This window comes from Parablautia sp. Marseille-Q6255 (genome assembly GCF_951230155.1).
Taxonomy (GTDB): domain Bacteria; phylum Bacillota; class Clostridia; order Lachnospirales; family Lachnospiraceae; genus Choladousia.
In genome coordinates this window covers 186883-203531 of sequence record NZ_CATNVD010000002.1, presented here as the reverse complement: position 1 = coordinate 203531, position 16649 = coordinate 186883, and the positions used below count along the sequence as shown (strand labels likewise).

The following is a 16649-nucleotide window of genomic DNA, read 5'->3' as shown; positions in this document are numbered from 1 at the left end:
TACGGAAATGGGTTATTTTGAAGATCAGGAAATTTTATCAGAAAAAATGTCAAAAACAGAACAACAGGGGACAGGATATGTACAGCAGAGTCCGGTCGCTCCGGTAACGGAACAGGTGGAAACATTTGAAGATCTGTGCAAAAAGTACGCAGATCAGGGGATGCGCGGCAAGATGTATATTGTCACGACAAATCTGTCTCAGGACGATGACATGGATCGGACGATGGAATTTCTTTTCGCAGAACCAAAAGCGGCATCGTATGACCGCTACGTAAAAACGGCATCGGTATCCAGCTCGAAGGCAATGAGGACATTTGTGCTGGACAATATTTGCACGGAGCAGCGCAAAGACCTGGAGAAGCTGCTCAATGAGTTTCCGGCAATGGGCATCAGCCTTGGCGAGAAATTGCTGTATATGCTGGGTTTATCGAAAACGACGACGGTGCGCCGCCTGTAAAATCCGTCGAAGAACGGATCGATGAGGCGGAAGAAGAAATAGAAAGCAGCCTGTACGATACAGGACGGCTCCTGATCTGTAAGTATCTGCCAGATGAGATGATTCCGGATTTGGAGCATGTAACACTTGGGGAATTTTACAGGCTGCTTGCATCGGCACGGAAAGCCCGGAAAATGTATCAGGATGATATAAAGGCTGGGTTTGTCAATGCGATGAACCTTCTGTTCTCAGAGGAGGGATAAGGGATGGGAATGGACAGTGTTTTTAAGGTATCCCTTGTCCTTGATATGGTAGACCGCCTGACAGACAAAGTCGGGAAAGTAAATGGATCCGTCGGTACCATAACACAGTCGTTTGCCGCGATGCAAAAGGCTGGAGCTGCCATGACAGGTGTAGGTACCGGAATCGTATCCGCCTGCGGAGCAGCAGTCACGGCAACGTTTGATACGCAAAATGCGCTGGGAGAGATTGCATCGCTTGGAGTGCAGGACCTGCAGGCGATCGAGACTGCTGCAAAGGATTTTTCGGACACCTGGGCAGGGACGACAAAGGCTGATTTTATAACGGCATCTTACGATATTAAATCAGGTATCGCATCCTTGACCGATGAGGGTGTTGCACAGTTTACAGAGTTGGCAGCGCTTACCGGAAAGGCAACGAAATCAACGACAGAAACGATGGGATCCCTGTTTGCAACGGGTTATGGAATCTATAAAGGATTCTATGATGATATGTCGGATCTGGAGTTTGGCGAGATGTTTTCCGCAGGGATTGCTACAGCAGTAAAGCTGTATAAGACCAGCGGAGACGGTATGGCAGATGCAATCAGCATGTTGGGAGCAACCGCTACAAACGCACAGGTGCCGCTGGAAGAACAGCTTGCAATCCTCGGTCAGCTCCAGACGACCATGTCCGGATCAGAAGCAGCCACGAAGTATAAATCATTCCTGAATACTGCTGCCAGTGCGGGAGAGAAGCTAGGACTCACATTTCTGGATACGAATAATCAGTTGTTATCAATGCCGGATATACTTGAAACGCTGCGTGGAAAGTATGGCGATACGCTTGATGCGGTAGAGAAACAACAGCTGAAGGAAGCGTTTGGAACCGACGAAGCGATTGCGCTGATCGACCTGCTGTATCAGAATACGGATCAACTAAAGACAGGGATTGACGATTTGCACACATCCATGTCTGAGGGCGTTGGCGTTACCGAGGATATGGCGAATGCGATCAACAATACGCCAGAGGGCAAATTTACGGTCTTGAAACAGCAAATCCATAATGCTACAGAAGAACTGGGAAGAGGATTATTGCCTACTGTGAATAGCGCGCTGGAAGTTGTATCCGCAGCTATCCAGAAAGGCAGCGACTGGGTAGCCTCAAATCAGGAAACGGTGGCATCCATCATGCACATCGTGATGTATTTAGGGATCTTTTTGATGGCTGCAGGAGCGCTGGTCGCTGTGATCGGCACGGTCGGGCGTGTATTTAGTGGATTGGGCGGCATCGTTGCAGGCGTAAAAACAGCGTTTAGTGCAGGCGGATTTTTGGCAGCACTAGGACCATTTGCCCTGATTGCAGCAGCCGTCGTTGGGCTGATCGCGTTGTTCGAAGTATGCGGGGGAGATGTATCCAAGTTACAGGGGATATTTAGCAACGTTTTTGGCGCAATCAGCGGATTTATCGGTAATGCCTTGACTGCGATCGGAAACTATCTGCCCGGATTCCTGCAATTTGGTCTGGATCTTCTTACCAGTCTGATCAGCGGCATAATAAGCGGATTGCCGGATGTGTTGCTGTCAGGTGGACACATCATCGTGTCACTGGTATCCGGAATTGCACAACAGATGCCGGGGATTACCGCAGCGGCAGCGGAAACGATCAACGGATTTCTGACAATGATTATATCCGGATTGCCGAGGATCCTGACTGCAGGTGTGCAGATGGTAGTCATGGTACTCAACGGCATCATTCAGTCCTTACCTGCAGTTATTCAATCAGGTATACAGCTTGTATTGAGCTTGCTGTCAGGGATTGTGCAGAATCTGCCGTCGATTGCAGCGGCTGGAGTATCTCTGATCGCATCTCTTCTGACAGGGCTTGCGCAGCTGCTTCCGAATCTGATCTCTGGTGGATTGAGTATCGTCGGAAATATCGCGAGTGGTATCCTTGAGGCTATACCGATGCTGCTTGGTATGATTCCGGATCTGTTTTCGTCAATTGGTGACGCTATCCTTAGTATTGACTGGCTCAAAGTGGGCGGAGATCTTATAAACGGGATTAAGGACGGATTCATGAAAGGGTTCCAGAATTTGGTTGATACGGTCAAAGGTGCATGGGGTAAATTTACCGATTGGCTGTCTGGAGGTGGGAAGGATGAGGAAGTTGTTGAAACAGTAACGTCTTCCACACCGAAAACAGAAACGGTTACGCCGAAAACAGTAACGGATTACAATCTGCCTGAATCACCGATACCAACAACATTGTCTGCAGTCGAAGCTCCGGAAATCACGTTTGATGCAAGCAAGTATCAGATTAGTGGACTGGAAGGCATGGAGGCATTTGCAGACGGAGTACAGCTTGGCGGTGTGAACGTGCAGGCTGCATTGGACAGCACAGCAGGAATGTCGATGGAAAATATCATGAATTCTGTCGGTGCAGGTATGGAAGCATCAGCAGCCGGTGTAGCAGAAGAAGCGCAGGATGCGATTAGTCAGGCATTGTCGACGGCAGCCCCGCAGGGTATCAACACAGATTTGCTTGCGATAAACACGGATGGCATCGTACAAGCAGCAGGAACAGTAGGAACATCTGTGACAGCTGCACAGGAAACGACGCAGGGAAGTGTCAGCGCAATGGAAACTGCGTGGACTTCGGGCGTAGATCGGATCCGATCATCCGTTACATCTGGTATGTCGAGCGTAAAATCTACAGTTACATCAGCAGCGAATCAGTCTGCGGCGGCGGTGCAAAATGCATTTGCAGGCATATCGGTAACAGTGCCGGCACCGAAGTTACCGCATGTGACGGTATCTTATCAAACGGTGGGATCTGGTGACGCAACCGCAAGGGTACCAAACTTTGGCGTCAGCTACTATGCACGTGGCGGCATTATGACGCGCCCCACACTGTTCGGAATTAACGGCAGAAATGGCATGGTCGGCGGAGAGGCTGGAGATGAGGCGATTCTTCCTCTTGATACGCTGTGGGGAAAGATGAAAGATGTCGTATCCGCAGTGGTAGAGAATAAGTTCGATAAGCGGGAATCGCGTAAATCACTAAGCAAGGAAGCAGTATCGAAGCGCTCTAGTGGGACTACATACAACAAATATGAAGTACACATGCACGTTGATATTGAGTCCATCGACAGTTTGAAAAAGCTTAAGAATCTGCTGGATGAGTTGGAATCTCCGGATGGAGAGCCACAGGTAGCGTAGGAGGTCGGGATGATCTACATTCAGGACAAGCATATAAAAGTCGGGAAGGATTACCTTCCCGGCATTATAAGAAGTATCCGGATTTCTGAAGAAGGGAAGCTGGAAGATAAGAAAAAAGGCAAGAAAAAGGTATCGAACCAGCCGACTGGATATGAGGCGGCTCGGGTTGAGATTGATTTATTTATTGAAGAAAATAAGAAGTATGATCTGGAAAATATGATTCGGTTTGTGCAGCGTTTATTTAAACGGTCGGGGCAGAAAAAACAGAAGAAATATAAGCTCACTGCGGCGGAGATCAATGCGCACGGAATTACAGAGGCATATTTTAACGGGATCAGCACCACCAAAGAGGAGTCGCAAAGCTGGGCGGTGTGTACGCTGTCATTTGTGGCTCCGGCAATTGCTGGGCTTAAGGTAGTACGCACAAAGAAACAGCAGGCAGAAGCGAAGAAGAAGAAAAAATCAAAGTCTAAGAAGAATGCCGATAAGAGTCCGGCAAAAAACATGAAAAGTAAGTCGGATGCTAAAAAGAAGGCGAAAAAGTTGGTAAAGAAGTGAGGATAAATGGAAATAAATCTGGAAGGGTTAGAGTTCCGCTTGACCTGCGGGGAGTATCAAGTTACTGGAGGATTTGATGTCAAGTATCAAGCAGATGATACAGACGTGCCAGCGTGGGCGCGGCTATCACTATCAGAAGAATTGATACAGTTTTTGAAAGATAATCCGGCTGACAGTTATGCGATGGAGCTTGGAAACGATGCAGGCTATGAACTACTTGTATCCGGGCGTGGAACATTTACCTCTGAGGGGACATTGATTATCAAAGGCGCTGAAGAAACTTCAGCAGAGCATATATCAGCGTTTTTCCTAAACGCTACGCTGCAGGAAGCGGCGCGTTATCTGCTCACAGTGTTTGGTGTCCGTAAATATCAGATGACAGATGTGGACTATGGACGCAGAAAAAACTTCCGGATTGACGCAGCATCTTATCAGGATGCCCTGCGCCAACTGAATGCCGTCTATCAGGCAGACATTATCTTTTATATGCAAAACAGATGTGCCTATTATGGTGTGCAGTCCGATCAGGATGGCTACTATCAATTAGCTGATGACAACATTTTAGATATTGATAAAAATGGAGACATTTGGACGGCGGAGATTATACCTGTTCCGGGGATCCATCCAAGACAGGTGGTACAGTTGGCGTGTGAGGAATATACGGGAGCGGTACAAATCATCGCCTGTACGATAGAGGGTGATGAAAGTGGCATTGATATGTGGATCAAATTTAGGGAGATAAATGATGGGTGATCTCAATACTTTTGTCAAAAAAATCGTTAGGGAACTGCTGAAAACAGATTATCCGGCGATGGATAAGATGCACAGTATGATCGCAAGGGTTACAAGCGTGCAGCAGCAAGGGGAAGCCGGTCACTACCACTGCTATACAGTAAGAGTATTGGAGGACAATACAGAACTTCCGAACCTGATATCTGAACAGGTTTATCAGAAGGGGGATGTCGTTGTGATACAGTTTGTTTCTGGAATCTATCCTTATATTGTGGGGCGGTGGTATGGATGAGACTGGCAGGGACTGATGATGTTGATATCCGGCTGGATCGATACGGGCAGCCGATACCGGACAATAATGGAGACTGTGTGTTGTGCAGTGGTATGAACTGTTGGATGCAGGATATATGGATCGAGATGCTTACGGATGAAGGCGAATTGCTTTGGGAAGATCAGGAAGGGATGCAGGCGTATGGATACAGCTTGACAGATTACCTTAATGCAGAACAGGATGAAGCTTTCAAAGAAGAAATCAGTGCACAGATCATCGGAAAGATGACGAAACGGGAATACATTGACGATGGATCTATTAGCCTGACAATGGCGGCATCAACAGACAGCATATGGGCTGCACATGTCCAGTTTCAGGAATCTGATGGTCAGAATGTCAATATTGATATTCAATCAGACGGGAAGGAGATTTATATCACATGATACCGGATAACGTTATGGAGAAGATCATACACGTACCGAATGAAGCAGAATACATGGAAGAATTGCAGGAAAAGCTGACAGAAAATGGATTTGTGATAACAAATTTTTCCAAGGGTGGCGTCTTCTATACGCTTCTGCGGATTGTTGTACATGGATTGCTGCAGCTGAAGCAGTTAGGTGTTCAGATTGTTAATTCGGCGTTTATGGTACATTGCCCGGAGGAGTGGGTGGAGATCCGTGCTGCGGATTACGCAAAATACCGCAAGGAGGGTATACCGGCAAAAGGGTATGTGACAGTATACCGGCGTGATTACAGTTATCCTGTAAAAATTAAAAAGGGGCATCCGTTTGTTACGTCCAGAAATACCGATGGGACATATTACACATTTTATGCAGCCGAAGATACCGTGATGCCCGAAGGAGTCAGCGAATACAAAGTAATCGTTGAAGCAGAGCAGCCGGGAGCTGCCTACAATGTGGAGCCAGGGGCAATTTGTGAAACGCTTGTGTATATTGATGGATACGACCGCGTGAGAAACGAGGAAGGATGGATCGTTGAAAGCGGTACGGAAATCGAAGCAATTGAGTCCCTGCGGCAGCGTTGCTTAAACAGCCGGGCGGAAAATGCGCGTCTGAATCCGGATCGGAAACTAAAAAGTATTGTGGAATCCATCAGCGGGGTGGTAACAGCAGACATTGACAGCCAAGCGCCGAGAGGCGAGGGGACGGTGGATATTATTATCACTGGTGCCGAAGGAACCGCAGACGAAACACTGATCCAAAAGGTTGAAGAAGCAATCAAAGAGATGGAAGGCAGCTACGGGGACTATCTTGTTAAATCTGCGGAATCTGTTAAGCAGGATTTTGAATTGACTGTATATATCGAAAGCGGTATCGGCATAACCGGATACGAGGAGCAGATCCGTGCTGCGATCATGGATTTGATGGATGTAAGTAAGCGAAAGGAGTTAAATACACTTTATCGTGACGCGATCATTGGGAAGCTGATATCTACAATCCAAGGATACAAAAAAACGGATATTACAGTTCCAGCAGCAGACGTTATTGCCGACAAAGGCAGCGTAATCGTAGCAGGAGATATTCAGATTACTGTGAAAAATATCAGTTGATGGGGGAATGAGTATGTTTGAAAAATTCAGGGATTACCTGTATTATCTGTTGCCATCTCCATTTAAGCGACTGAAGAAAACAAAAAATCAGTGGTACATATTTTTCAAAGTAATCGGTGACGAATACGACAAGGTGCAAGCTGAGTTGGAGCATGCATTAGATCAAACATCAGTAGTGACCTGTAACGCGGACATGCTACAGTATTACGCGCAGGATCGAGGAATATACCGCTATCCGGAAGAGGACGATGAGGCGTTTCGTAGCCGGATCGCGTTGCAGGATGAAGTGGAAGCTCTTGGCGGCACTAAAGCAGGGATTATCCTAGCCGCGAAAACACTAGGCTATGAAGATGTGGAGCATCTATGGTATCCAGATCTCGGCTATCCGGATAAATGGTCACAGTTTCTTTTGCGAGTAGGGGTTCGAAATGAATCGGAACATCCAGTAAATATTGGTGTGCTCGTCAAAGAAGTACGAAAAGTAAAGGACAGCACATCACTGGACAATTATGCGTTGTGCAATGCTCTGGAAGGGAAAGTATACATCGGCGCTGCAATGTCCGTCAAAAATTATATTGAGATAGGGTGACAGTAATGATGAATTATACAGAAAAAGGCAACGCGTTGATCATGGACGCGATCGCAAACGGTAAACAAATCCGGTTTACAAGAATTGAACTGGTTGCGGATACGGAACGTTCTGGTGGAGAGCTGACGCATACGATTGATATTGTATCCGTGTCAGAATATGATGCGACTACGATACAGATCCGGGCAGTAACAGACAATTACGATTTTAAGCAGGAGTATTATTTCAACCTGATCAATGTGTATGCTTCAAGTTCGGACGGAGAAGAAGTACTGTTTTGTTATCAGAAAAGCGCAACGTGTCCGGTTTATATCCCTGTGTTTGATGGGCGCCCCATACAAAATGAGATCAGCATTTATGTAGTGGTAGTATCTGTAGATGCGGTAAATCTTCAGATCGATGGCGTTTACGTTCTGAAATCGGAATTTGATGCGCAGATGCGGAACAAGAGTAATATCGTTGTGGTACAAAAAGGGGAGATTGTTCCTGAATCGCCACCGGAAAACACATGGTTTTTTGTTGTATCAGATAAGCAGGATATTACAGAGTCGGAGACAATCCGGGCAAGTTCAAACATGGGACTCTATCCAGAAGAACCGATAGAAGCACATGATCCGGAGGATATAGTTGTACATCCCACAATGGGACTAAAAATAATAAATGAATCGGATAATTAAATCCGAGAAGGAGGATGCTATGGCACAGAAAAAAGTACAAATTCAGTTGATGGATGAGAACACAGGGGAAGTTATTGAGGACGTAACTCCGCTTACCGATGCGGAATCTGTACTCTATACGAACCCGAATCCTACTGTCAGCGCACACGGGGGTATACCGGCAGGATCCACATTTGACAACGTATCTGTCAAAAAAATGTTGGATGATATTTTATATCCATACACGAAACCAACCGTATCATTAGCAGCTAATCCGGGAGCCTCAATCCGAGAAAAGGGAACGGTATTGGACTCCATTGCTCTGACTGCGACAATTACAAAAAAATCAGAAGATATTAAAAAGGTAGAGTTTTTGAAAGACGGAGCTGTGGTCGGATCCGTATCGGCACCGAAAGCAGAAGGCGGAAAGGAAACCTATACGCATACCGGTGGTGTTAATGCAAATTGTACATTTAAAGCAAAAGTTACCGATGCGAAGAACGGTGTAGTTGAGTCGAATGCATTACAGTATACATTTGTGTATCCATTATACATCGGATCACTTGATGCGGCAGCATCATCACCTTCTGCAACGCAGATCACGGCGATGGAAAAACGTATCGTAAATAAATCCGTACAGAAATTTACGTATACAGTCGATAATAAGCGCATGGCAATTGCCTGCCCTCCGGGCTGGACAATCTCAAAGATCGTAGATCCGAACGGGTTTGATGTTACCGCGTCGTTTGCCAAAAAGTCTGTAAGCATCACAGGACTGGATAAGACTGCACAGACGTATGCCGTTTATGTAAGCGAACCGACAACGCAGTCTGCATTCACTGTAACATTCAATGCATAAGGAGGGGGAGAATATTATGGCACAGAAATATTTTGGTAAAAACATACCGGTAGCATCCGGATTTGATTTGGCAGCACAGAGTCCACTTGATGCGCGTACTGTTGTAACAGCATATGCAGATTTAGCTACAATTCCAGATATCCAAAAGTACGCCGGACTGAACGTCTATGTGGAAGAACAGAAAAAATATTATTTTTGGGATGGAACTACGTGGAAAGAAGACGTATCACAAGGACCCAAGGGAGATCCGGGAGAACAGGGACCGTAGGGACCTGCCGGTAAAGATGGGGCAGCCGGTCCACAAGGTCCAGCAGGAGCCAAGGGAGAACCGGGTGAACGTGGACCGCAGGGTATTCAGGGACCGAAAGGCGATCCGGGTGAGGCATTTTCTATTGCGAAGACATTTGCGTCTATTGATGAGATGAATAAAGGATTTGCATCTGACGGTGTTAAAGCAGGTCAGTTTGTTATGATCGACACAGGAAATGTAGAGGATGCAGACAACGCAAAGCTGTATGTAAAAGGTGCGGAAGCCTATACATATATCACTGATCTTTCGGGTGCTACAGGTATGACAGGTCCAAAAGGAGAACAAGGTGCTCAGGGACCAGCGGGTAAAGATGGAGCTGTTGGACCGCAAGGACCAGCGGGACCGAAAGGAGAACAGGGAGTACAAGGACCTGCTGGCAAGGACGGGGCAGTGGGACCACAGGGTCCGGCTGGCGCAAAAGGAGAAACCGGAGAACGCGGACCGCAGGGACCAGCTGGAGCAGATGGTAAAGACGGGGACAATGTACGAGTCGGGGCAGACTATGCGACTGCTCGGCAGGTTAAATTATTTTTCAAAGTGATCGAATGATTAGGAGTACAAGACTATGTCAGAAATTTTAAAAGTAAAAGTACAGGATGAAAACGGAAATGTTTTTTATATCCATACATCAGCAGATGTAGTCTTTTGCGCTGATGGGACATCTGTACAAGACCGATTAGGACAAAAATTAGACAAATCGGCGATTATTCAAAATGCGACTACGGCGGCGACGGACAGAGTCCCGTCCGCCGCTGTAGCAAAAAACATTCAGGATCAAGTTACTCAACTAAACACGAACATGAATACGATAGTATCTGGTACCTCGTGGGTAAAATCAATAGAAATCCGCAGCAAAACGGGTAGTGGCGCTCTCGGACTATTATTTGCACAAGGGTATATGTACATTTTGTGCACTGCTGGAAGTAAAATATCAGTGACAAAAATGATTGTGGATAAAGGATACGTTGAACCATCAGTAGTGATTTCGGGATTAGCGGCAACCTTTACAACGAATCCCACGAATCAGGCATATGGACTAATAAATTTAAATACTTTTGGCGGTAATGGATTCTATATTTCCAAATCTATGTAAGACTTGTCCACTTGATTCCGCTACCAGATCGCCAAAGCCCGAATGATGCAGCACCATTTCCGAGATAAATAATATATTTCCATGTGTTATCAAGGCCGGGGATCATAATTCCACTACCATATATGCCCGGGAAATTTAAGCCATCTGTCCAGTTTGTAAAAAATGTAACCGTTTCTTTGGACAGCAACTCGTCAAATGTCAGCGTACGCCCTATTTCATGATTTTTTAGTAGTCGATCATTTATACCGCTGGCATTCATGTTCGTGTTTTGTATGTAACTCGTTAATTATTTTGGGGTCAGTATCGTACCGACCGGAAAGGAAAAGATATGGAAAAAATCAAATTAGGATCTGGCAAAGCGCTAGATCTGATTGTCTGCGGCATTATTGCCGATCAGCAGACTGTAACAATTAAATTTTTACCCGGAGAGGATAGTCTGGATGCGTTAAATAGCATTTTGATGAACACGTCAGAGACAGAAAAAATGATTTTGCTGTCTGAGAGCGGTGATCAACTGGCTATCTACAATGGTTACACACAGCTGCAGTCCCTTGGACAGGAACTGAACGCTGTGATTGGATACGTGCAGGACGAAATACAGACACCGATTATGGGTAAGTTGGTTACAGCAACATTACAGAAACCAGATCGTACAGAGATGCGGTTGGAGGCAGCAGAGACACAGTTGACCGACATGCAGTTAGCACTCTGCGAAGTATACGAAATGTTGTGAGGAGGTGCGATAACATGGCAAAAGTATATGCAGAGTTAATTCGAAAAGAGTTGAAAACACTGGAAGATGTCCCTGATAAGCTTCGAGCAGATGTGAGAGATATACTGGCAGGTGATAACCGATGATGCATCGGTTGATCATAAAAATATTGTTTGGATTGGAGGTGAAAGAAATGGCAGTAGTATACGCTACATTGATTCTGAAAGGTAAAAAGAACATCGAGGATGTTCCGGCACGTATTCGCGACGAAGTAAAGCAGGTGCTTATCGACCTGGACCTTGAGTCCCTGGCAATCTGAGCATGCTAAATGCTCCGGAGTGTGCCCCGGAGTAAAAAGAGTAGGTACATAATGGTTCAGGCGGCGTATCGGCGGTATGCCGCCTGCACATTTTGTTGACTGATGTAGCAGTAGACCTGTGTGGTCTTGAGGTCGGCGTGACCGAGTATCGCTGCGACATCTTGGATGTTTGCACCGCGGTCAAGTAAATTGGTCGCAAGTGTCCGGCGGTATCGGTGCGGATGGACATTATCGACACCGGCGCGTTTGCCAATCGTTTTCAGAGCCGTTTCGATGCCAGCTTTGGATAGACGGTTATGCGGCGCTTTTACGCTGGCAAATAAAGCAGGATTACTGTCTGTGCGGGTATTGAGGTAGTCAGTCAGGTGCATTAAAGCGACCGGAGTCAGGTAGATTGTGCGCTCTTTGTTGCCCTTACCTAAAACAACAGCATCGCGAGCCAGAAAATTGATGTCTGATCGGTTCAGCCGGACAACCTCTGACACGCGGCATCCAGAAGCATATAGAAACTCCAACAACGCAAGATCGCGGATTGATGTGCATGCTTGCTTAAGCCGCTCCATCTCGGGAGCGCTGTAAGGCTTTTTGATTGTTTTGGTGTATTTGATTTGTGCCAGTGCTGCGCATGGATTGCGCCCAATCAGCCCTTCGGCGGACAGCCATCCAAAGAAACTGCTGAAGCATCGACGAATCCCATCGAGTGTCCTGTTGCTGACACCGCGCTGCGATTTATAGGCAGCGAGATAATAGCGCAGATCGTAGGTGGTAATTTCATGCATTGGGCGACAGACTGTGTGGATCATCAGATAGCAAGCATCGTGATAGCGCCGCAAGGTGGCTTCAGATTTCCCCTCAATTCGTTTGGTGGCAATAAATTTTCGCAGCAGGTCGTCCGGCGTATTGTCAATGACAGCGACCTCAGTGGTTCGCGATTGCACCTCATATGCATTGAGTTGTAGCGCAAGGGCGTCTTGTACAGCTTGGAGTTGCTCTGAGGTCAGTATGGAACAGACAGCAGAGGATACGGCGTTGATTATTGTGCTTCGTAAATCCATAAAAATCCCTCCTTTTTTGCCTATTCTAAGGGATTTTTATATAAAAGCAACAAATCGTGGCGTACAAAACACGAATATGATCTACAGACCGTTTGTTTTAAGCAAATGGTGCAATGGCGGCGAACAGATCAATCTGCTGGTAGACGTCTCGAAGGCTGAAAAACGCCGCTTACCCATTTTTATTGGTGGAAACATTGGTGGGGGCAGTTTTTTGCAAATGGGACTACTGGACAATTTAACTGCCTCATCCACTGAAATCAAATTTACAGCAATATTAATATCAGACAGCGGGTTAATGCGCGCATATGCAAATTTGAATAACGGCAGCGCAAATATGTACCGCATCATGATCCAGAGTGCGTCTGGCATGGGGCAGCATATTTTTGTGATGATCCCCGCGGCAAACGTGCGACTCGAAAATACGTGGTAATATGCAAGTTAAATCCTATAAAAAACTTGTCGCACATCCATCGGCATAAATCGCAAATCTATCGTGCCGATCGATGCTGCCACAAATATGCTTGCTGCGCCTTTTGTCGTCTGGAATTTAAAGTACGAATCCGGAAGATGTCCAAATGGGCTGCATATTTCCACATATTCAAACGCGTCTCCATCTTGGAGCACGAAGATCAAATCGCGGAAAACTACACCCTGCTTAACAAAGCGCTGCTCTCCGGCGTTGTAATTTCCGGCGGGAATATGAGTCCATCCTGTCAGATCATAAATCTGGCTTTTCGTGTTTTGTAAATGTATTTCTTTCTATTAAATAGTGCCCCATATTATTTATAGAAAGAAGGAATGTAATTATGGATAGTTTTATGAGTTGGATTGGCGGGAAAAAAGCACTTAGGAAGAAGATTATTGAACAATTCCCCGAATTAGGGACATATAATCGGTACATAGAAGTTTTTGGAGGCGCTGGGTGGATTCTTTTTTCTTCTGACAGTCATGCCAAGATGGAAGTCTACAATGACGTCAATGGGAACCTTGTTAATCTGTTTCGCTGTATTAAGTACCACCCAGATGCCGTTCAGGAAGAATTGCGGTACATTCTGATATCAAGGGAACAGTTTTTTGATACAAGAGAACAGCTTGAAACTAGAGGAATGACTGATATTCAGAGGGCAGCAAGGTTCTTTATTCTGATTAAAGAGAGCTTCGGTACAGACCTCCGCTCATTCGGATTGCGTTCACGGGATATGGAAAAGGCAAAAGAGTATCTAAGTGAAGTGTCTAAGAGGCTGAATAGAGTAGTTATTGAAAATCTCGATTTTCAAAAAATTCTCAAAAATTATGACAAAAAAGATGCACTATTCTACCTTGATCCGCCCTATTACAAAACAGAGAAGTATTATCCGGACAAATTTATGCCTGAAGATCATGTAAGGTTAAAAGAGGCATTGGATGTGATTAAAGGGAAATTTGTATTGTCTTATAACGATTGCGAGTATATAAGAAAGTTGTATAAAGGCTACCACATTATTGAAGTTGAGAGGTTACATAATTTAGTGATGAAAGAAAGGAAGCCTAAGTACAAGGAACTGATAATCAAAAATTACTGATACCAAAATATGATACAAAAATACCGTAAAACGATATAAATGATTAAAAGACACTCTGAAAAATCGAATTGTGATATTATTTTCCCAAGGGGCATTATTTATGATAAGAATACATTTATCAAAACTTCTTGGGGAACGGCGTATGACACAAAAGAGGTTGTCAGAGTTGACTGGAATAAGACGTAACGCTATCAATGAGTGGTACCATGAAATTGCTGTCAGTTTGAAAGTGGAACACATAGATCGGATATGTGAGGTGCTAGATTGCTCTGTGGAAGAACTGATAGAATATATTCCAGACAAGGTGCCAAAAACAGGAAAGCATCTGATAATTGAAGAGCATGGGAACCGGAAGACAGGGCAGGGGAAGTGAGAAATCACCTCCCCTTTTCTGATAGAAAAATGAGATTTATAACCAGAATAAATGTCAAAAACACCTTGAATTTTCATGTGATATTTTTGACATTTATTCTGGTTATTTTTGACAAAAATTTTGGGCGGCTACAAATATGAAAATATCTTCTTTGGTGCTGCTTTTTAATAGAACTATAATTTGCTGATAGATTTTTTGAAAAAATCCGTCCGCTGTAACATTTCGCGGACATTTGCCTGTTATACTATCTGCAAAAAGCAAAGGAAGTGAGAATATGAAGCAGATTTTAATTGTCGAGGACGACAGTTTTTTGAATAAGATGTTAGACTATAACCTGACCGCAGACGGCTACGGCGTGACTTCTGCCCTAAATGCCAGAACCGCAGCCGAAGCCATCCGCCAGCGGGAATTTGATTTAGTGCTGCTGGACATCAACCTGCCAGACGGGAACGGTTTTGAGCTGTGCAAGCTGATAAAGCCCCAGCACCCGGACACCATCGTGATTTTCCTGACCGCCAACGATCAGGAGAGCGACCAGATACGGGGCTATGAGGTGGGCGCGGTGGACTACATCACAAAGCCCTTTGTGATCGGGGCCTTGCAGCGGAAAATCAAAGCCATGTTCGCCATGCTGGAACACCACAAACCGGCCAAGGACATTTACGACGACGGGCGGCTGTTTCTGGACTTCTCGGAGCAGACGGCTTCCTTAAACGGCAAGCCCCTGACCCTATCCCCGATGGAGTATAAAATGCTGAACCTGTTCCGTAAAAATCCCCGGCAAGTGCTGACCCGTGGGCAGCTTTTGGAAAAGCTGTGGGATATAGACGAGAGGTTTGTGGACGAACACACCCTGACAACTTCTATCAGCCGGATTCGCAGCAAGATCGAATCCGACGGCGGCGCACCCTACATCAAGACTGTTTACGGCATGGGCTATCAATGGACGGGAGGCGAGGCAAAATGAAGTTTCAAAACCTATCAGTAAAGCGGCTGTTTGGTCGGGTGGCAATAGGGCTTGTCCTCTCCATGTCCGGGATCACCATAGCCCTGTTTCTTGTGACAAAACAGACGGCGGTGCTGCTGACGGGCGGGGCGCTGCTGCTGTGCGCCCTTGTGGGAATTTTTGTACTGACGCAGGCGTTTGGAAAGCGGCTGTCGCAGTTTACCGCCGACCTGTGCCAGACCTTAGACCACATGATCGCCGGAAATGAAGCGCCAAAACGCCCAGAGGACAGCGAAACCCAGCTTGCCAGAATCGGACACCGGCTGGCAAGGCTTTACCAGATCATGCAGGAGAACCGCCGCCGGGTGGACGAGGAACGGCAGGAGTTACAGACCCTTGTATCGGATATTTCCCATCAAGTGAAAACGCCGGTAAGCAATCTGAAAATGGCGACGGACACACTGCTGGAAAAGCCTATGACCGAGGCGGAGCGCACCGACTTTATCCGGGGAATCCGCAGCCAGACGGATAAGCTGGACTTTCTCTTTCAGGCCCTTGTGAAAACCTCCCGGTTGGAAACGGGCGTGATCCAGTTGGACAAGAAACTGGGCCGTCTCTTTGATACCGTGGCGCAGGCCATGAGTGGGATTGTGTATGCAGCGGAGAAAAAGGAAATCGCCGTGTCTGTGGATTGCCCGGAGGATTTGACCGTTTCCCATGACAGCAAGTGGACATCCGAAGCCCTCTTTAACCTGCTGGACAATGCGGTGAAGTACACCCCGGCAGGCGGGAAAATCGCTGTGTCGGTGGTGCTGTGGGAAATGTATGTGGAGATCAAAGTAACCGACACCGGCAAGGGCATTTCCGAAAGCAATCAGGCCGCTATCTTCCGGCGCTTCTATCGTGAGGAAGAAGTACACGAACAGCAGGGCGTGGGCATTGGCCTGTATCTGGCCCGCGAGATCGTAACGCGGCAGGGCGGCTATATCAAAGTGGTTTCGGAGCCGGGCAAGGGTTCGGAATTTTCTATTATGCTCCCTACAAAATAGAACGCGGCGGACGGCCATTTCCGGCTGCCCGCCGTAAATTTTTTTGAAATGTCCGAGCGTTGTAACATTTCCCCCCGATTTTCAATGAAATTTTT

23 protein-coding genes are annotated in these 16649 nt (G+C 46.3%); 22 read left to right on the top strand and 1 reads right to left on the bottom strand.

Translation table 11 applies throughout. From position 1 onward, the window contains the following. Window positions 1-7 precede the first annotated feature (7 nt). The 17 genes from QOX44_RS03090 to QOX44_RS03010 all read left to right on the top strand — a co-directional run bounded on the left by QOX44_RS03090 (window position 8) and on the right by QOX44_RS03010 (window position 11569). Complete coding sequence (locus QOX44_RS03090; protein ID WP_283681215.1) at window positions 8-457, top strand: DUF6848 family protein; 450 nt, start codon at window positions 8-10, stop codon at window positions 455-457. A 110-nt stretch (window positions 458-567) separates the two neighbouring features. Beyond that, the gene (locus QOX44_RS03085; protein WP_283681214.1) at window positions 568-699 is read left to right on the top strand and encodes a hypothetical protein; all 132 of its coding nucleotides are present in this window, start codon (window positions 568-570) and stop codon (window positions 697-699) included. Window positions 700-702: 3 nt separating this feature from the next. After that, complete coding sequence (locus QOX44_RS03080; RefSeq protein WP_283681213.1) at window positions 703-3897, top strand: phage tail tape measure protein; 3195 nt, start codon at window positions 703-705, stop codon at window positions 3895-3897. Between the two features lie 9 nt (window positions 3898-3906). Continuing rightward, entirely contained in the window at window positions 3907-4455 is a 549-nt protein-coding gene (locus QOX44_RS03075; RefSeq protein WP_283681212.1) for a hypothetical protein, read from the top strand. A gap of 6 nt (window positions 4456-4461) precedes the next feature. Continuing rightward, window positions 4462-5208, top strand: coding sequence for a hypothetical protein (locus QOX44_RS03070; protein WP_283681211.1), 747 nt, complete (start codon window positions 4462-4464; stop codon window positions 5206-5208). After that, a complete protein-coding gene (locus QOX44_RS03065; RefSeq protein ID WP_283681210.1) occupies window positions 5201-5479 on the top strand; it encodes a hypothetical protein in 279 nt (92 codons plus the stop codon). The genes QOX44_RS03070 and QOX44_RS03065 overlap by 8 nt, the downstream gene beginning before the upstream one ends. Next, the gene (locus QOX44_RS03060) at window positions 5476-5901 is read left to right on the top strand and encodes a DUF2634 domain-containing protein (protein WP_283681209.1); all 426 of its coding nucleotides are present in this window, start codon (window positions 5476-5478) and stop codon (window positions 5899-5901) included. Before QOX44_RS03065 ends, QOX44_RS03060 begins: the two co-directional genes overlap by 4 nt. Further along, window positions 5898-7031, top strand: coding sequence for a baseplate J/gp47 family protein (locus tag QOX44_RS03055; protein ID WP_283681208.1), 1134 nt, complete (start codon window positions 5898-5900; stop codon window positions 7029-7031). Before QOX44_RS03060 ends, QOX44_RS03055 begins: the two co-directional genes overlap by 4 nt. A gap of 13 nt (window positions 7032-7044) precedes the next feature. Beyond that, entirely contained in the window at window positions 7045-7620 is a 576-nt protein-coding gene (locus QOX44_RS03050; RefSeq protein WP_283681207.1) for a hypothetical protein, read from the top strand. A gap of 5 nt (window positions 7621-7625) precedes the next feature. Then, entirely contained in the window at window positions 7626-8297 is a 672-nt protein-coding gene (locus tag QOX44_RS03045) for a hypothetical protein (RefSeq protein WP_283681206.1), read from the top strand. Window positions 8298-8316: 19 nt separating this feature from the next. Continuing rightward, a complete protein-coding gene (locus tag QOX44_RS03040) occupies window positions 8317-9135 on the top strand; it encodes a hypothetical protein (RefSeq protein ID WP_283681205.1) in 819 nt (272 codons plus the stop codon). A gap of 16 nt (window positions 9136-9151) precedes the next feature. After that, a complete protein-coding gene (locus QOX44_RS03035; RefSeq protein ID WP_283681204.1) occupies window positions 9152-9403 on the top strand; it encodes a hypothetical protein in 252 nt (83 codons plus the stop codon). A 201-nt stretch (window positions 9404-9604) separates the two neighbouring features. Further along, complete coding sequence (locus QOX44_RS03030; protein ID WP_283681203.1) at window positions 9605-9994, top strand: hypothetical protein; 390 nt, start codon at window positions 9605-9607, stop codon at window positions 9992-9994. Between the two features lie 16 nt (window positions 9995-10010). Continuing rightward, a complete protein-coding gene (locus QOX44_RS03025) occupies window positions 10011-10538 on the top strand; it encodes a hypothetical protein (protein ID WP_283681202.1) in 528 nt (175 codons plus the stop codon). 328 nt (window positions 10539-10866) lie between these two features. After that, window positions 10867-11271: a hypothetical protein gene (locus QOX44_RS03020; RefSeq protein ID WP_283681201.1), complete on the top strand. Its 405-nt coding sequence runs from the start codon at window positions 10867-10869 to the stop codon at window positions 11269-11271. Between the two features lie 14 nt (window positions 11272-11285). Beyond that, window positions 11286-11396, top strand: a complete 111-nt coding sequence (locus QOX44_RS03015; RefSeq protein ID WP_283681200.1) for a CD1375 family protein — start codon at window positions 11286-11288, stop codon at window positions 11394-11396. 47 nt (window positions 11397-11443) lie between these two features. Next, complete coding sequence (locus tag QOX44_RS03010; RefSeq protein ID WP_331488301.1) at window positions 11444-11569, top strand: CD1375 family protein; 126 nt, start codon at window positions 11444-11446, stop codon at window positions 11567-11569. Between the two features lie 56 nt (window positions 11570-11625). Here QOX44_RS03010 and QOX44_RS03005 read toward each other — a convergent pair whose 3' ends face one another. Beyond that, on the bottom strand, window positions 11626-12624 hold the full coding sequence (locus QOX44_RS03005) for a tyrosine-type recombinase/integrase (RefSeq protein ID WP_283681198.1): 999 nt from the start codon (window positions 12622-12624) through the stop codon (window positions 11626-11628). Here QOX44_RS03005 and QOX44_RS03000 point away from each other — a divergent pair. From QOX44_RS03000 to QOX44_RS02980, 5 genes are all read left to right on the top strand, one after another. Next, window positions 12572-13054, top strand: coding sequence for a hypothetical protein (locus QOX44_RS03000; protein WP_283681197.1), 483 nt, complete (start codon window positions 12572-12574; stop codon window positions 13052-13054). The genes QOX44_RS03005 and QOX44_RS03000 overlap by 53 nt on opposite strands. Window positions 13055-13430: 376 nt before the next feature. Next, window positions 13431-14186, top strand: a complete 756-nt coding sequence (locus QOX44_RS02995) for a DNA adenine methylase (RefSeq protein WP_283681196.1) — start codon at window positions 13431-13433, stop codon at window positions 14184-14186. Window positions 14187-14286: 100 nt separating this feature from the next. After that, the gene (locus QOX44_RS02990) at window positions 14287-14559 is read left to right on the top strand and encodes a helix-turn-helix domain-containing protein (RefSeq protein ID WP_283681195.1); all 273 of its coding nucleotides are present in this window, start codon (window positions 14287-14289) and stop codon (window positions 14557-14559) included. Window positions 14560-14833: 274 nt separating this feature from the next. Continuing rightward, on the top strand, window positions 14834-15526 hold the full coding sequence (locus QOX44_RS02985; RefSeq protein ID WP_005947319.1) for a response regulator transcription factor: 693 nt from the start codon (window positions 14834-14836) through the stop codon (window positions 15524-15526). Next, window positions 15523-16554 carry a sensor histidine kinase gene (locus QOX44_RS02980; protein WP_283681194.1) on the top strand — a complete coding sequence of 344 codons (1032 nt, stop codon included), beginning with the start codon at window positions 15523-15525 and terminating at the stop codon, window positions 16552-16554. The genes QOX44_RS02985 and QOX44_RS02980 overlap by 4 nt, the downstream gene beginning before the upstream one ends. The last annotated feature ends 95 nt before the right edge of the window (window positions 16555-16649 follow it).

Bases quoted from the DNA above. Each gene is read 5' to 3' on its own strand.
- QOX44_RS03090 (WP_283681215.1), top strand. From the start codon at position 8: ATGGGTTATTTTGAAGATCAGGAAATTTTATCAGAAAAAATGTCAAAA.
- QOX44_RS03080 (WP_283681213.1), top strand. From the start codon at position 703: ATGGGAATGGACAGTGTTTTTAAGGTATCCCTTGTCCTTGATATGGTA.
- QOX44_RS03075 (WP_283681212.1), top strand. From the start codon at position 3,907: ATGATCTACATTCAGGACAAGCATATAAAAGTCGGGAAGGATTACCTT.
- QOX44_RS03070 (WP_283681211.1), top strand. From the start codon at position 4,462: ATGGAAATAAATCTGGAAGGGTTAGAGTTCCGCTTGACCTGCGGGGAG.
- QOX44_RS03065 (WP_283681210.1), top strand. From the start codon at position 5,201: ATGGGTGATCTCAATACTTTTGTCAAAAAAATCGTTAGGGAACTGCTG.
- QOX44_RS03060 (WP_283681209.1), top strand. From the start codon at position 5,476: ATGAGACTGGCAGGGACTGATGATGTTGATATCCGGCTGGATCGATAC.
- QOX44_RS03055 (WP_283681208.1), top strand. From the start codon at position 5,898: ATGATACCGGATAACGTTATGGAGAAGATCATACACGTACCGAATGAA.
- QOX44_RS03050 (WP_283681207.1), top strand. From the start codon at position 7,045: ATGTTTGAAAAATTCAGGGATTACCTGTATTATCTGTTGCCATCTCCA.
- QOX44_RS03045 (WP_283681206.1), top strand. From the start codon at position 7,626: ATGATGAATTATACAGAAAAAGGCAACGCGTTGATCATGGACGCGATC.
- QOX44_RS03040 (WP_283681205.1), top strand. From the start codon at position 8,317: ATGGCACAGAAAAAAGTACAAATTCAGTTGATGGATGAGAACACAGGG.
- QOX44_RS03035 (WP_283681204.1), top strand. From the start codon at position 9,152: ATGGCACAGAAATATTTTGGTAAAAACATACCGGTAGCATCCGGATTT.
- QOX44_RS03030 (WP_283681203.1), top strand. From the start codon at position 9,605: ATGATCGACACAGGAAATGTAGAGGATGCAGACAACGCAAAGCTGTAT.
- QOX44_RS03025 (WP_283681202.1), top strand. From the start codon at position 10,011: ATGTCAGAAATTTTAAAAGTAAAAGTACAGGATGAAAACGGAAATGTT.
- QOX44_RS03020 (WP_283681201.1), top strand. From the start codon at position 10,867: ATGGAAAAAATCAAATTAGGATCTGGCAAAGCGCTAGATCTGATTGTC.
- QOX44_RS03015 (WP_283681200.1), top strand. From the start codon at position 11,286: ATGGCAAAAGTATATGCAGAGTTAATTCGAAAAGAGTTGAAAACACTG.
- QOX44_RS03010 (WP_331488301.1), top strand. From the start codon at position 11,444: ATGGCAGTAGTATACGCTACATTGATTCTGAAAGGTAAAAAGAACATC.
- QOX44_RS03000 (WP_283681197.1), top strand. From the start codon at position 12,572: ATGGAACAGACAGCAGAGGATACGGCGTTGATTATTGTGCTTCGTAAA.
- QOX44_RS03005 (WP_283681198.1), bottom strand. From the start codon at position 12,624: ATGGATTTACGAAGCACAATAATCAACGCCGTATCCTCTGCTGTCTGT.
- QOX44_RS02995 (WP_283681196.1), top strand. From the start codon at position 13,431: ATGGATAGTTTTATGAGTTGGATTGGCGGGAAAAAAGCACTTAGGAAG.
- QOX44_RS02990 (WP_283681195.1), top strand. From the start codon at position 14,287: ATGATAAGAATACATTTATCAAAACTTCTTGGGGAACGGCGTATGACA.
- QOX44_RS02985 (WP_005947319.1), top strand. From the start codon at position 14,834: ATGAAGCAGATTTTAATTGTCGAGGACGACAGTTTTTTGAATAAGATG.
- QOX44_RS02980 (WP_283681194.1), top strand. From the start codon at position 15,523: ATGAAGTTTCAAAACCTATCAGTAAAGCGGCTGTTTGGTCGGGTGGCA.